The organism is Nonomuraea sp. NPDC000554, assembly GCF_040300065.1.
Lineage (GTDB): Bacteria > Actinomycetota > Actinomycetes > Streptosporangiales > Streptosporangiaceae > Nonomuraea.
On the sequence record NZ_JBEPDC010000029.1, the window covers coordinates 116,355 to 128,551 of the forward strand.

The 12,197-nt window shown below is 69.0% G+C and carries 13 protein-coding genes; 5 read left to right on the forward strand and 8 right to left on the reverse strand.

Going from position 1 to position 12,197, the window contains the following annotated elements; all coding sequences use genetic code 11:
• Positions 1–38: 38 nt before the first annotated feature.
• Positions 39–917 carry an NADP-dependent oxidoreductase gene (locus ABT294_RS40020; protein WP_350811663.1) on the reverse strand — a complete coding sequence of 293 codons (879 nt, stop codon included), beginning with the start codon at positions 915–917 and terminating at the stop codon, positions 39–41.
• Positions 918–951: 34 nt separating this feature from the next.
• Positions 952–2,142, reverse strand: coding sequence for an MFS transporter (locus ABT294_RS40025; protein ID WP_350811664.1), 1,191 nt, complete (start codon positions 2,140–2,142; stop codon positions 952–954).
• A 79-nt stretch (positions 2,143–2,221) separates the two neighbouring features.
• Here ABT294_RS40025 and ABT294_RS40030 point away from each other — a divergent pair, with 79 nt between their 5' ends.
• Positions 2,222–2,611, forward strand: coding sequence for a MerR family transcriptional regulator (locus tag ABT294_RS40030; protein WP_350811665.1), 390 nt, complete (start codon positions 2,222–2,224; stop codon positions 2,609–2,611).
• 623 nt (positions 2,612–3,234) lie between these two features.
• Here ABT294_RS40030 and ABT294_RS40035 read toward each other — a convergent pair.
• Complete coding sequence (locus tag ABT294_RS40035; RefSeq protein WP_350811666.1) at positions 3,235–4,707, reverse strand: MFS transporter; 1,473 nt, start codon at positions 4,705–4,707, stop codon at positions 3,235–3,237.
• A 104-nt stretch (positions 4,708–4,811) separates the two neighbouring features.
• On the opposite strand from ABT294_RS40035, the gene ABT294_RS40040 reads away from it, so the two are divergent.
• Positions 4,812–5,399, forward strand: coding sequence for a TetR/AcrR family transcriptional regulator (locus tag ABT294_RS40040; protein WP_350811667.1), 588 nt, complete (start codon positions 4,812–4,814; stop codon positions 5,397–5,399).
• 140 nt (positions 5,400–5,539) lie between these two features.
• Here the strand turns inward: ABT294_RS40040 and ABT294_RS40045 are convergent, their stop codons facing one another.
• Positions 5,540–6,520, reverse strand: coding sequence for an LLM class flavin-dependent oxidoreductase (locus ABT294_RS40045; protein ID WP_350811668.1), 981 nt, complete (start codon positions 6,518–6,520; stop codon positions 5,540–5,542).
• 9 nt (positions 6,521–6,529) lie between these two features.
• Here ABT294_RS40045 and ABT294_RS40050 point away from each other — a divergent pair, with 9 nt between their 5' ends.
• Positions 6,530–6,826, forward strand: a complete 297-nt coding sequence (locus ABT294_RS40050) for a hypothetical protein (RefSeq protein ID WP_350811669.1) — start codon at positions 6,530–6,532, stop codon at positions 6,824–6,826.
• 23 nt (positions 6,827–6,849) lie between these two features.
• Here ABT294_RS40050 and ABT294_RS40055 read toward each other — a convergent pair whose 3' ends face one another.
• The 3 genes from ABT294_RS40055 to ABT294_RS40065 form a co-directional block, all read right to left on the reverse strand.
• Positions 6,850–7,656, reverse strand: coding sequence for an LLM class flavin-dependent oxidoreductase (locus ABT294_RS40055; RefSeq protein ID WP_350811670.1), 807 nt, complete (start codon positions 7,654–7,656; stop codon positions 6,850–6,852).
• Between the two features lie 182 nt (positions 7,657–7,838).
• Positions 7,839–8,174 carry a helix-turn-helix domain-containing protein gene (locus ABT294_RS40060; protein ID WP_350811671.1) on the reverse strand — a complete coding sequence of 112 codons (336 nt, stop codon included), beginning with the start codon at positions 8,172–8,174 and terminating at the stop codon, positions 7,839–7,841.
• A 91-nt stretch (positions 8,175–8,265) separates the two neighbouring features.
• Complete coding sequence (locus ABT294_RS40065) at positions 8,266–8,799, reverse strand: SET domain-containing protein (RefSeq protein ID WP_350811672.1); 534 nt, start codon at positions 8,797–8,799, stop codon at positions 8,266–8,268.
• 651 nt (positions 8,800–9,450) lie between these two features.
• On the opposite strand from ABT294_RS40065, the gene ABT294_RS40070 reads away from it, so the two are divergent.
• Complete coding sequence (locus ABT294_RS40070; protein WP_350811673.1) at positions 9,451–10,290, forward strand: maleylpyruvate isomerase family mycothiol-dependent enzyme; 840 nt, start codon at positions 9,451–9,453, stop codon at positions 10,288–10,290.
• A 25-nt stretch (positions 10,291–10,315) separates the two neighbouring features.
• The gene (locus ABT294_RS40075) at positions 10,316–11,236 is read left to right on the forward strand and encodes an alpha/beta fold hydrolase (RefSeq protein WP_350811674.1); all 921 of its coding nucleotides are present in this window, start codon (positions 10,316–10,318) and stop codon (positions 11,234–11,236) included.
• Positions 11,237–11,469: 233 nt separating this feature from the next.
• Here ABT294_RS40075 and ABT294_RS40080 read toward each other — a convergent pair whose 3' ends face one another.
• Entirely contained in the window at positions 11,470–12,147 is a 678-nt protein-coding gene (locus tag ABT294_RS40080; RefSeq protein WP_350811675.1) for a TetR/AcrR family transcriptional regulator, read from the reverse strand.
• Between the last annotated feature and the right edge of the window lie 50 nt (positions 12,148–12,197).

Genomic DNA, 12,197 nt, shown 5'->3' on the forward strand with positions numbered 1-12,197 from the left:
ACTATCCGGGACGACGGAGGGGCATGCACGGTCGTTTTTCAAAAGGTGAGCAGGATCTTGCCGAGCACTCCGCCTGCTTCGAACCGCTCGTGGGCGCTGCGGGCCTCGTGGAAGGGGTAGCGGTACGCGATGCGTAGCCGGAGTTCGCCTCCGTCCACAAGGGCCGCGAGCTGGGCGAGGTGATCCTGGTCTTCCTGGACGTAGCTCTTGGCGGCCCCGGGGATGTCGGGCAGGCGGTGGTCAGCGATGGAGATGTACCGCCCCCTTGGTGCGAGGGCGGGGCCCGCGTCGACGCCTGCGGTGTCCAGTACTGCCGTATAGGTACGGCGGGGGAGATCCGCCGGGGTATGCCAGGCGTGTTCGGCGCCGAGTTCCCGGGCCGCGTCGAGGTGCTCGGGGCGTGAGACCAAGGCGTCGACGGTGGCCCCGGTGTGGCGGGCGAGTTGGACGGCGATGCCGCCTACGGCACCGGCCGCGCCGATGATCAGAACGTTGTCTCCGTCGGTGACTGCCGCCCGGTTCAGGGCCTGCAGCGCCGTCACTCCGGCCAGCGGCAGTGCCGCGGCGTCCGCCAGCGGAAGTGTGGTGGGTGCGGCCGCCAGCAGCCGGGCGGGCAGAGCGACCTGCTCGGCCCAGGTACCGCGGCCGGTGGCGATCTGTGCCGACATCGCGATCACATGGTCCCCAGGACGGTAGCCGGGGTGGTTGGCGGCGGTGACGACTCCGGCCAGATCCCACCCCAAGGTGGCGGGGAGGTCGGGCCCGACCTCCCATGCGCGAGTTTTCCAGTCCACCGGGTTCAGACTGCTCGCGACGGTTCGGATCAGTACCTCGCCGGCTCCTGGAGTGGGCTGGGGAACCTCCCGGACGGACAGGACTTCGGGCCCGCCGTGGCGAGCGATTTGGATCGCCTGCATGGCGACCTCCTTTGCAAGGTGAGTGGACGGGGAATCAGGCGGCGATCGAGGCTTCGTGTTCGGTGTCCTTCGCCAACGTCCGCGTCCGGGGTAGGACGAGATAGGTGAGGGCCAGTCCGATCAGGCTCAGTACCGCGCCCGCCAGGCCGGTCCACCGCAGAGCGCCGGCGGCGACGATCGCGCCGCCGATGACCGAGCCGGCTGCGGCCCCGAGGTTGAAGGCGCCCACGTTGACGGAGACCGCCAGGTTCGGGGCGGCGCCCGCATGGTGCAGGATGAGTCCCTGCAGCGGGGCGATGGTCGCGGTGGCGAGCAGGCCGAGTACCAGGACCGCGGCCACGGCGGTGGGCTGCCACACCACGGCGAACGGGACAAGCAAGAGCGTCCCCGCCAACCCGCCGAAGACCCCGCGTACGGTGGCGCTCATCGACTTGTCGGTCAGCTTTCCGGCGGTGAGGTTGCCGAGGAAACCACCCGCGCCGTAGGCGAGCAGCAGACCGGAGACCGCCGCGGCGGAGAAGCCGGAGACGCGGATCAGCAGCGGGGCGATGTAGGTGAACACCGTGGCGACCCCGGAGAAGCCCACCGCGGTGGTGGCGATGGCGAGCATGACCGGCCGACGCGTCACCACGCGTATCTCGTCACGCAGCCGCGTGGACGGTGCCTCCTGCCGGGGCAGGACGGCGGACAGGAGCATGGTGCCCACCAGGGACAGAACGGTCAGCACGGCGAATGGAGCCCGCCATCCGGCGCCCTGCCCGAGCAGTGCCCCCAGGGGCACTCCGAGGAGCGTGGCCACGGTGAAGCCGGAGGCCACGGTGGCGATGGCCGAGCCCGTCCTCTCAGCCGGGACCACCCGAGTCGCCGTCACCAGCGCCAGAGCCAGGAAGGCGGCGTGACTGAGCGAGGACACCACGCGGCCCACCAGGAGCAGACCGAACGAAGGCGCCACGGCACTGATCGCGCTGCCCGCCGCGAACAGCAGCATCAGGCTGATGGCGAGCCCCTTACGCGGCAGACGCGCGGTCAGCAGCGCCATGACGGGCCCTCCGGCCACCACTCCGAGCGCGTATGCGGTCACCGCTTGTCCGGCGGTTCCCACGGAGACGTCCAGATCGGCTCCGACCTGGGGCAGCAGCCCGGCGATCAGGTACTCCGAGGTACCCACGACAAAGACACTCGCGCACAATGCCGCAAGCGTCGCGAAACCCTTGTTCGCGTTCATGCCGCATACGCTAAAGTCTCATATCGGTATGAGAGTCAAGGCGAGCAGACAAGGTCCGCCCGGCCATCAGGAGGTCCTCGTGCGCATCGGTGAGCTGTCCCGGCGGACCGGCGTGGCCGTGCACCTGCTGCGCTACTACGAAGAACAGGGTCTGCTCCACCCGCAGCGACGCCCCAGTGGCTACCGGGAATACGTTGAAGAGGACGTTGCCATCGTCCGCCGCATCCGCAGCCTGCTGGCCGCCGGCCTGAACACCTCGACCATCACTACGGTCCTGCCGTGCCTGCGGGACACTGGCGATCGCCTCGTCCCCACCTGCTCGGACCTGCTCGCCGACCTCCACCAGGAGCGCGACCGCATCGCTCAGGCCATCAGCGACCTTCAGTCCTCCATGGACGCGCTCAATGACGTCATCGCTGCGGCCCCGGCCGACGTCACTCGCCGGGCACTGGCCTCACTCGGCGTATAAACGAATCGGCTCTCACAAACGACCCTTTCCCGGAGCAAGATCAAGGGCGGCCCGACCTTTACCCGGCCGGCGACGAAGGCGACCGCCTCGTCCGGCAGTTCGGAACGGCCCTCGGGGAAGCGGCCGTGCTGGGCGAAGAACTTCAGTCATAGCGCCGGCGCCAGCTTGGACGGGCCGGTCCGGCCGGTCAACAGATCCGGCTCCTTGCCGATCAGCAGCCAGTGCTCGATCAGCTCGTCTTCATCCAGGGTGCGCGCCACGGGGGTGCCGATCCCTCTTCTACGGTCAACGAAGGTGGCGGCCTGTCGGCCGCCGCGGGCATGCGTGCGTGGAAAGTGCCGAGAACACACGGAGGCGGCACTTTCCTTCCCCGAATCGGGTTCCATCCTGAACGTATCGATGTCAGGGTGTCCCGGAAACCAGCGAAGCGCCGACACCGATTGGTAAATCGGCACTTCCTACCTGGTGGGTGGCGTCGCGCGAGTCGGCCTCGCCGAAGAGCGGGCGCGCCCCCTCGGATTCAGGCGGGGCCACTGCTCCTCAGAGTGTGGCGAAACGGAAACGTACGCTGGGTGTCCCGTGCCCGCATCTCATCGCCGGCGCAGATGAGGTTGCTTCCTACGTCATCGGGTGAGCTGCTCCGTGGCTGCGGATTCGGCGGTGGGAGCCGGCCGGTTCTTCATGGTCAGGGCCAGGAGGATGGTGCAGGCGGTGAACGCGGCGGCGACGGTGAAGGCCGTGGTTACTCCGTCGGTGAGGACCTGGTGGGCCGGTCCACGCGAAGCGCGCGTGGCTGCGCCGAACACCGTGACGAGGATGGCCAGCCCCAGCGCACCACCGATCTGCTGCATGACATTGAGCAGGCCAGAGGCGGCACCGGCATCCTCGGCTCGGATCCCGGAGGACAACACGGTGGTGGCTCCTACCAGCAAGGTGCCCATGCCGAGACCGGCGATCATCATGGGGCCGAGCAGCGCCAGGGCGTAGTCGGCTTGGGGCGTCAGCTGCGTCATCCACAGCAGGGCCAGACTGATCGCCCCGGCGCCGACGGCGATCAGCGTCTTGGCACCCAGGCGCGGCAGCAGCCGAGCCGCCACACCGGAAGACGCCAGGATCACCAGGGCCAGCGGCACGAAGGCGAATCCCGCCTGCAGAGGGCTGTAGCCGCGGACCTGCTGCAGAAACTGGGTGAGAAAGAAGAACATGCCGTTGCCCGCGGCCAGGACGAACAGCAGCACGACGTAGCCGCCGGCGCGGTTGCGGTCAGCGAACAGCCGCAGCGGGACGATCGGCTGCCGGGCACGGGATTCCACGGCCACGAACAGGACCAGCAGGACGGCGGCCACGCCGAGCGCGCCGAGCGTGACCACGTCGCCGAAGCCCTGCTCAGCGGCGCGGATGAAGCCGTAGACGAGCGCGGTCATGCCAAGCGTCGAGGTCAGCGAACCCGCCAGATCGAAGCGGCCCGGGTGGCGATCGGTCTCGGTGATGAACAGCGGGGCCAGGATCAGCAGGACGACGCCGATCGGCACGTTGATGAACAGCACCCACCGCCAGGAGATCCAGTCGGTGAGCATGCCGCCGGCGATGAGGCCGATCGCGGCGCCGGAGCCGGAGACCGCCGCGTAGGCTCCCAGCGCCCGAGCCCTGCGTGCAGGGTCCGGAAAGCCTACGGTGATGAGGGCGAGTACGGTCGGTGCGGCAATGGCAGCGCCGATCCCCTGACCGGCACGGGCCGCCAGCAGCATCCCAGCCGATGTGGCCAGCCCTCCGGCCAGTGAGGCGAGGGTGAAGATGACGACCCCGCCGATGAGAGCCCGCCGTTGGCCGACGATGTCGCCCACGCGACCGCCGAGCAGCAGCAGACCACCGAAGGCCAGCATGTAGGCATTGAGCACCCAGGACAGGCCGGCCGCAGAGAAGCCCAGGTCGTGCTGGATGTCGGGGAGGGCGATGTTCACCACGTTGGTGTCCAGGATGAACATCGTCTGACAGATCAGCACGATGGCGAGTACCAGGTCGGGGTGGCGCTGCTGTCGGGCGGCACCGGCGGCCCCGGATCCCGCTCTCGCCGCGTGCGTGCTCTGCTCGGTCATGGCACTCCTCAGAAGGGAACCCAAAGAAACGAGGAAGCTCCTCGGTTTCGGTGGGCTAAGATATGAGGAGGTTCCTCGTTTTGGCAAATGTGTGGAGGGTTCCCGTGGCGGATCGATCAGCGCAGGCCCGGCCCGTAGGGCGCAAAGATGCGCGACGCAATTACGAGCGGCTCCTGACGACCGCCCGGGCGGCTTTCGCCGAGCACGGCGTTGGCGCCTCCTTGAACGACATCGCGCGCACCGCCGGCGTTGGCAACGTGACCCTCTACCGGCACTTCCCGACCCGCCAGGCACTGCTGGAGGCCTTGCTGGGCGAAAGCCTGCGAAGTCTGAACGCACGCTCAGATGAGCTGCTCGCCTCCCCATCCCCGCACCAGGCCTTGGCCACCTGGCTGACGGCCGCGGTCGAGCACGCCATGGCCTATCGCGGTCTGGTCGACGCCCTCGTCGACAGCCTCGCCGACCCCACATCCGAACTCCACGCCACCTGCCAAGCCGTCAAGGCCGCCGGGGCGCAACTACTGGCCAGAGCCCAGCACGCAGGGACGATCCGACCCGACATTGACGCTTCCGCCCTTTTCTCCCTGATCGCTTCAGTCGCCTGGGCGGTGGAGCGGACCCCCGCACATCGTGATCAGCTTCTGGCCGTCTTGTTCGACGGGCTCCACCGCCGGGTGGACGAGCCGACCTGAACCTGCTGGTCCAATGAGGTGTGAACGGCGCAGCGAGCGAACGGCGCCCATGCCCTGGCGCGGAATAGCCTTCGCCATCTGGCAAGATAGCGATCATCGGCCGGGGTGTGAACCGCGTGCGCGCGGCCGACGGGTTCCGCTCAGGTGAGGAGTTTCGCGAACTGGGCTATCTCGGTGGGTGGGTCGATCACCGGCTGGATGAGCAGCTCGTCGATACCGGCCTGTTCCAGGGTGGCGATGCGGGCGCGAAGGTCGTCGCGAGTGCCGACCAGGGCCAGGGTGTTCATCAGCGAGGGCAGGATCAGGTCCCGATCCTCCGGCGCGATGCGTCCGAGGTAGTTGGGGTAGAGCTTGGTGTGCCGGTCGGGTGCGGTGGCGGTGGTGCCGCGCCGGTCGAGAAGCCGCCGCACCGCCTCGCGTTCCTCGGGGCCGAGTTGCTCGGCGAAGGCGCGCGCGTCGCCGGCGGTGTCGGCGGCGAAGGCCAGTAGCGACAGGACGATGTGGCCGGTCGCGTCACGGGCCGCGTCGCCGTGGGGGTCCTCGTCCTCGTCGAGTATGTGCAGCGCGGTGACCAGGTAGGAGTCCGTGCGGGAGCCGGGGTCGCGGGGTGTGCCGTGGGCGGCTTGGCGGCGGGCGTCGTGCAGTGCGTGCCAGGCGGTGGGGTCCAGCAGGCCGAAGGAGATCAGGCCGGTGCCGCGGCGGCCGGCGACGGCGGCGGCCTTCGGCCCGAGCAGCGCGGCCACGACGAACTCGACCGGGTCGGCCGTGTTCACCTGCGCCCCGGTGTGCAGGAACCGGACGTCGCGGACCCGGTCACCTTCCCGGTACTCGATGGTGCGTCCGGCGCACAGGTCCTGCAGTGCGGCGGTGAAGTTCTCCATCATGGCCGCCGTGGTCGGCCGCATGCCCAGCGTGCGCCGGGCGCTGTTCCCGGTGCCGACGCCGCAGATGATCCGGCCCGGCGCCAGGGCGTTGAGGCTGGCGAACCCGCTCGCGGCGGCCGGGGCCGAGCGCAGCGCCGGTGAGGTCACGCCGATGCCGAGCCTGATGCGGCTGGTGGCCTTCGCACACAGTCCCAGGGCGACGAAGGGGTCGCCGTGGACCATCGGGGTGTCGTTCACCCAGAAACTGTGCAGGCCCAACTCCTCGGCCTGCACGGCGAGATCCTCCACACCGGGGTGTGCGGTGACCACGACGCCTGCACGCATCAAAACCTCCAAGGCGCAAAGGATCGGCTCGAACGTACTCAGCCTGACATCAGACGGTGGATCGAGCACGTCGAAGTCGATCGCACAGTCGGCGCCGAGCGGTTGCGAGTGTCGTCCGACGGCATCGAAGGCGGAATCCGACAACTGGCCCTGAAAGCGATCTCGCAGGCCGCCTTGGCACGCCGGGACGCTGTGAGCCTGTGCATCGAGCTGTCCTGAGCCACGCGCGCACCGCAGGTGCTTCACACCGGCGGGCCCGCCTTGACGCGCCGCACCAGTCGTTCCATCGATCCCCGGTAGCTGTGGAGGTGCTCCAGCCACCACGTGGCGCCCGCGTCGGCGTAGGCCCGGACCGACGAGCCTGGCTCGCTCACCCCGATGACCGCCACGTCGAGGTCGCCCACGTTTGCCCGGTGCCGGCGCAGCTCGCTGACCTGGGCGGCCAGGGAGTCGGGCGAAAGCGTCATACGACCCTCCCGGTCGTCGCCGGCGACGATCCAGCCGTCCCAGCGGGCGGCACGCCGAAGGGCGCTCGGAGCCGTGCCGCCGACCCACACCGGCACCCGGGGCCGCTGGAGGGGCAGCGGCGCGAGCCGCACCCCGTCGACGGTGTAATGAGCGCCCCGGTGGTGCACCTCCTCGCCGGACCAGAGCGAGACCATCACGTCGAGTGCCTCGTCGAGCACGACTCCGCCGGGACGCGTTGAGCCGAAGGCGGTGAACTCCTCCGTTACGCCGCCCAGCCCGGCGCCCAGGATCGCGCGGCCGCCGCTCAGCCTGTCGAGCGTCGCCACCGTCTGGGCCAGCCTTTCCGGGCGGTGCCGGGCCACGGCCGTCACCGCCGTGCCCAGCCTGATGTGCGAGGTCGCCTGCGCCGCCGCGGCCAGCGTCACCCACGGGTCGGCCGATGACATGCCCCAGGTGAAGGCCAAGTGGTCCCACACCAGCACGGCGTCCCACCCGGCGGCCTCGGCCTCCCGGGCGAGGGTGACCAGGTGTGCCGGCTCCGCGAGGTCACCGAGGATCGCGACGTCGATGCCGTAACGCATGCCCCCACCCAAGCACCCGGCGCCGACAGTTCTGGGGGTGCCGGGATCGGGGCCCAGGCGGTGCCGACGTGGTAATCGGTGCGCACCGCCGCCTCATCAGGGAAGAACACCACCGCACCCAGCCGCCTGTGTAATGACAGGCGGACCGCAGCTCGGACGTGGGGTCGGCGCGTTCGCGCCGCTCACCGAGGTGGCAGCGAGCGGCCAGGTCGAGGCTGGGGAGTGACGGCAAGGTCGGCGGCCGGACAGCCGTCGGCGGTGGCCGCCTGGTCCTGGGGGTGCTGGACGGGCTGCGGCACGCTCTCGGGCTCACGGATCAGCAGCTCGCCCACCTCGCAGCCGAGCGTCGCGCGGATGACCTCCAGCTCATCGAGCTTGACACTGGCCGGATGCCCGGACCACAGTCCCGACATCTTGCCCGCGCTGATCACCAGGCCACGTTCAGCCAGGAGGCGCTGCAGCTCGCCGGCCTTCCAGATAGCGCGCTGGACGGCGGCCATTCGCAGGTTCCCCTTCATCGGCTCAGGCTCTCCCCAGGCCGAGCGGCGCGTTGCAGCCCGGCGATCCAGACGTCTTCGACATGGGTCCTGTGGACGTGCTCTGGCGACGTCAGGTATTGCAACTGTCTGAAGGCCTCTGCCTGGTGGCGGTCTTGATGCGATCGAGTAGGGGTGGGCTCCAGTGGGTGCCGTAGGCGGCCTGGAGTTGGGACAGTTGCCAGTCGTTGCCGGTCACGGTGTGGCGGCAGAGGGTGCTGCCGCAGCGGCAGTCCATCGACCATGCTTCAACGCCGCTGTGGGTGGCGTAGTCGATGGTCAACTCTTCGCCCGGGTCGATGTCGCGTCGTGCGATCAGGGTGGTTGCGTCGCGATGCCAGAGGTTGGGATCGCAGGAGTGGTTGCCGTAGCGCACTGGATGGGCGGGGTCGAGCAGCAGGTGGAGGCCTTCCTCGACGGTCAAGCTGCTGTAGGGCGGGGTGAGACAGGCCAGAGTCTCATCGTTGATGGTCTGTCCGCCGAGCCGCATGACGACCTCGTCTTGATGGATCTGCTCGATGGCGAACAGGCCGGTGGCGTGGATCGTGGAGGGCCTGGTTCGGGCGCTCGGCGTGAGCCAGCATTCACTCGCGTAGGCCGTGCTCATCGTGGATGTTCTCCTTCGAGTCAGAGGTGCGGTCATCGGAGGCTCGTCGCTCGGCGGTACCCGTATCGCCGGGTCGATGGTGGCGTTCCGTGTTCCTGGTTGTGTCGATGACGGCTACGTAGCAGTCTTTTGTCGCTCATCATCTACAGAACCAGTGTTCCCCGGCGGCGTAGCGGCTCCATGCTCCGCCGCTCTCCCTGAGGAGACGGGCGGTGGTCCTGTCGTGGTAGCCGAGGGCATCGGCGACGACGGGAGCAGGGATCTCAAGGAGTTACTGCCGGATGGCGGCGCTGCGAACGGCCGCACGCGAGCAGCTCATCGAGGCCTACGCTGCTCAGATCGCCGCCATCGCGAATCGACGTCATCCCCACGGTCGACATGTGGGAGTCGCTGACGGGCGTGGGCGGCGTCTTCGGCTTCCATCTGTACTTCCTCGCGCATGTGGACATGCGTTCGCGGGGCGGTCACCGACGGCCCCGCCGTCCAGGCGGCCTCCGGGCTCGGTGTCTTCCGATGATCGTCGGACGTTCATGCCAACGGCGGTTCTACCGTGCGGAGGATCACTCCCTGCTTTGGTAGGCAGCGTGGCACTTGACCTTGACGCCAGTGTCAAGGAATAGCCTTGCTGGCCGTCACAGCAGCGAAACCGGCGTGGATTCCGCAGCAAGCCGCGTGGCCGGCGCCGGGATTCAGGCCGGCGATCGGGAGGTGCCGTCCGTCCTCATGGGTCGTCTGACATACGAGCAGTACTGCGATGCGGTCGAAGCCGTGGACGCGCGCTTCGTCGAACTGCTGGCGGGTTCCGATCTGGAGACGCCGGTGCCCACCTGTCCCGGCTGGACGCTCGCCGATCTGACCAAGCATCACGGCACCACCCACCGATGGATGGAGCAGTTGGTACGACGCCGCGTGACCGAGCGCGTCTGGTCCAGGGACATACCGCTCGACCTGCCTCAAGACACGGCGGCCTATCCGGCCTGGCTGGCTGGGAGCGTGACACTGTCGCTGCGCACGTTCCGAAGCGCCGACCCCGACGCACCCAACTGGACCCACGGGGCCGACCAGCATGTGCGCTTCTACCCTCGCCGCCTGCTGTTTGAGGCGGTCGTCCATCTCGCCGACGCCGAACTCGCGCTGGGACGCCTTCCACGGATAGCGCCCGGCATCGCCGCCGACGGCATCGACGAGTTCCTGGAGAACCTGCCCTACTACTCGTGGATCGCCGAGCCGGTGAGCCGCCTGAAGCGCGACGGTGAACGGCTGGCGTTAACGGCCACCGACACCGGCGATACGTGGCTGATCACGCTCGGCGCCGGCTGCACGTGGGAGACCGGTCGCGGTGACACCTCCGCGGCGGTCGCCGTGCGCGGGCCCTGCAGCGATCTCCTGCTGCTGACCTATGGGCGGCTGCGACCCGCCGACACCGGGCGTTTGCGCGTGACGGGGGACGGCGAACTGCTCGGCGCATGGCTGGGCGCCACGGGGCTATGAGATCGACAATGAAGGAGGCATCATCGTGGCTGAAGTACCGTCTGACGCGGAGTTGGCGAGCTCGCTCGAGGGCGGATTCGTCAGCAGGCACGCCGACGTCAACGGGACCCGTCTGCACTACGTGGCGGGCGGGCAGGGTGAGCCCCTGCTCCTGCTCGGCGGGTGGCCGCAGACGTGGTGGGAGTTCCACAAGATCATGCCGGCGCTGGCCGAACGGCACCGGGTGATCGCCGTCGACCTGCGCGGCATGGGCGGCTCGGACAAGCCCTCGGGCGGGTACGACAAGAAGACGATGGCCGCCGACATCCTGGGGCTCGTCCTCCACCTGGGCCACGACCGCGTCGACATCGCCGGCCACGACATCGGCGGCATGGTCGCCTACGCCTTCGCCGCCAACCATGCCACCCACGCCCGGCGCATCGCACTGCTGGACATCGCGCACCCTGATGAGCGCTTCTACAACCACTCCCTGCTCCCCCGGCCCGGACGCCAGCAGATCGGCGGCGACATTCACGCCGGCCCCGGCCGCTTCCTGTGGTGGTTCGCCTTCAACCAGGTGCCCGACCTGCCCGAGCGCCTGCTCGCCGGCAGGTCCCGCGAGCTGATCGACTGGATGTGCGACTACCTGATCGAAGACTCCTCCGCCATCAGCGACCGCGACCGCGACATCTACGCCCGCGCCTACGCCGCACCGGACGCGATCCGCGCGGGCAACTCCTGGTACCGATCGTTCGGACAGGACATCGCCGACGAGAAAACCTACGGCAAGGTCACCGTCCCCCTGCTGGGCCTGGGCGGCGGCGAAGCAGGCCACATGCTCCTGCAGGCGGTGCTACCGGGCAAGGGCACCGATGTCGAAGTGGTGCAGGTGCCCGACAGCGGCCACTACATCCCCGAGGAACAACCCGAGATCGTTATCGAGCACCTGGCACGGTTCTTCGCCTGATGCGGATCTCAGGCACTACGAACACGACGGCCGGCCCAGCGCTCATCAGCGCCCGGTGGAGCTCGAGCTGGGCATCCTGCTCTGCAGAACGACGGCGAGCGGCGCGCCAGGCGCCGCTTGGCCTCACGATCACCACCACCCCGACCAGCGGCGAGGAGCCATCACGCGGGCATTCTTGATGAGTCACGTGGCGACAGGGGCAGAGCGTTGGCGGCACCCGGAACGAGCCTGATTCAGCAGCGTCCTCGCGGGTTCGGTTCCTGCTGGGGGCGCCCGAGGGCAGCTGCGCCGACCGCGCGCCGCGAATCGTGCGACGTCGGCGCGAGCAAACCGTCGATCACGTTCCGCGCCATCGCTACCCGGTCGTCGTCGCCGAGGCGCACGGCCAGATTGACGGCGTTGAGCAAGGCGCTCACTTGGAAGGCGGCAGATTCGGGATCGATGTCGGCTATCTCGCCGCGTGCGACGGCGTGGCGGAACTGCGTCGCGAGGGTCGTGTGCCAGGCGCGTTGTTGCTGTTGCAGGACATCCCGGACAGGCCCGGGGTGGCTGTCGAACTCCGGCAGGTTCGCGCCCCAGAAGCAGCCACCGGGGAACAGCGGCTGTACGGCGTAGTCGATCCACCGATCGACCAGGGCGCGAACGCGTGCGACGCCCGCAGGGGACCGCAGAGCGGGCCGGATGACCGCGTCGACGAATGCCTCGCGGGCCGCTTCCGCGGTGGCGAGCTGCAGCGCCTCCTTGGTCCGGAACAGGGTCTGGATTCCTGCCTTGCTGATGCCGAGATCCTCGGCCAGACGCCCGAAGCTGAGCCCGTCGAGCCCGTCCAGTGAGGCGATGTCGACCGCTCGCCGGGTCACGGCGCGCCGCGACTGCGCGCCGCGCAGCAAACGCCTGTCGGTGGTTTCCACGGCAGCCTGTCGCCCAGATGTAACCATACAGTCGATCGTATGCCGTCGGT

Coding starts and splice junctions, on each gene's coding strand:
- ABT294_RS40020 (WP_350811663.1), bottom strand. CDS start 917: ATGCAGGCGATCCAAATCGCTCGCCACGGCGGGCCCGAAGTCCTGTCC.
- ABT294_RS40025 (WP_350811664.1), bottom strand. CDS start 2,142: ATGAACGCGAACAAGGGTTTCGCGACGCTTGCGGCATTGTGCGCGAGT.
- ABT294_RS40035 (WP_350811666.1), bottom strand. CDS start 4,707: ATGACCGAGCAGAGCACGCACGCGGCGAGAGCGGGATCCGGGGCCGCC.
- ABT294_RS40055 (WP_350811670.1), bottom strand. CDS start 7,656: ATGCGTTACGGCATCGACGTCGCGATCCTCGGTGACCTCGCGGAGCCG.
- ABT294_RS40060 (WP_350811671.1), bottom strand. CDS start 8,174: ATGAAGGGGAACCTGCGAATGGCCGCCGTCCAGCGCGCTATCTGGAAG.
- ABT294_RS40065 (WP_350811672.1), bottom strand. CDS start 8,799: ATGAGCACGGCCTACGCGAGTGAATGCTGGCTCACGCCGAGCGCCCGA.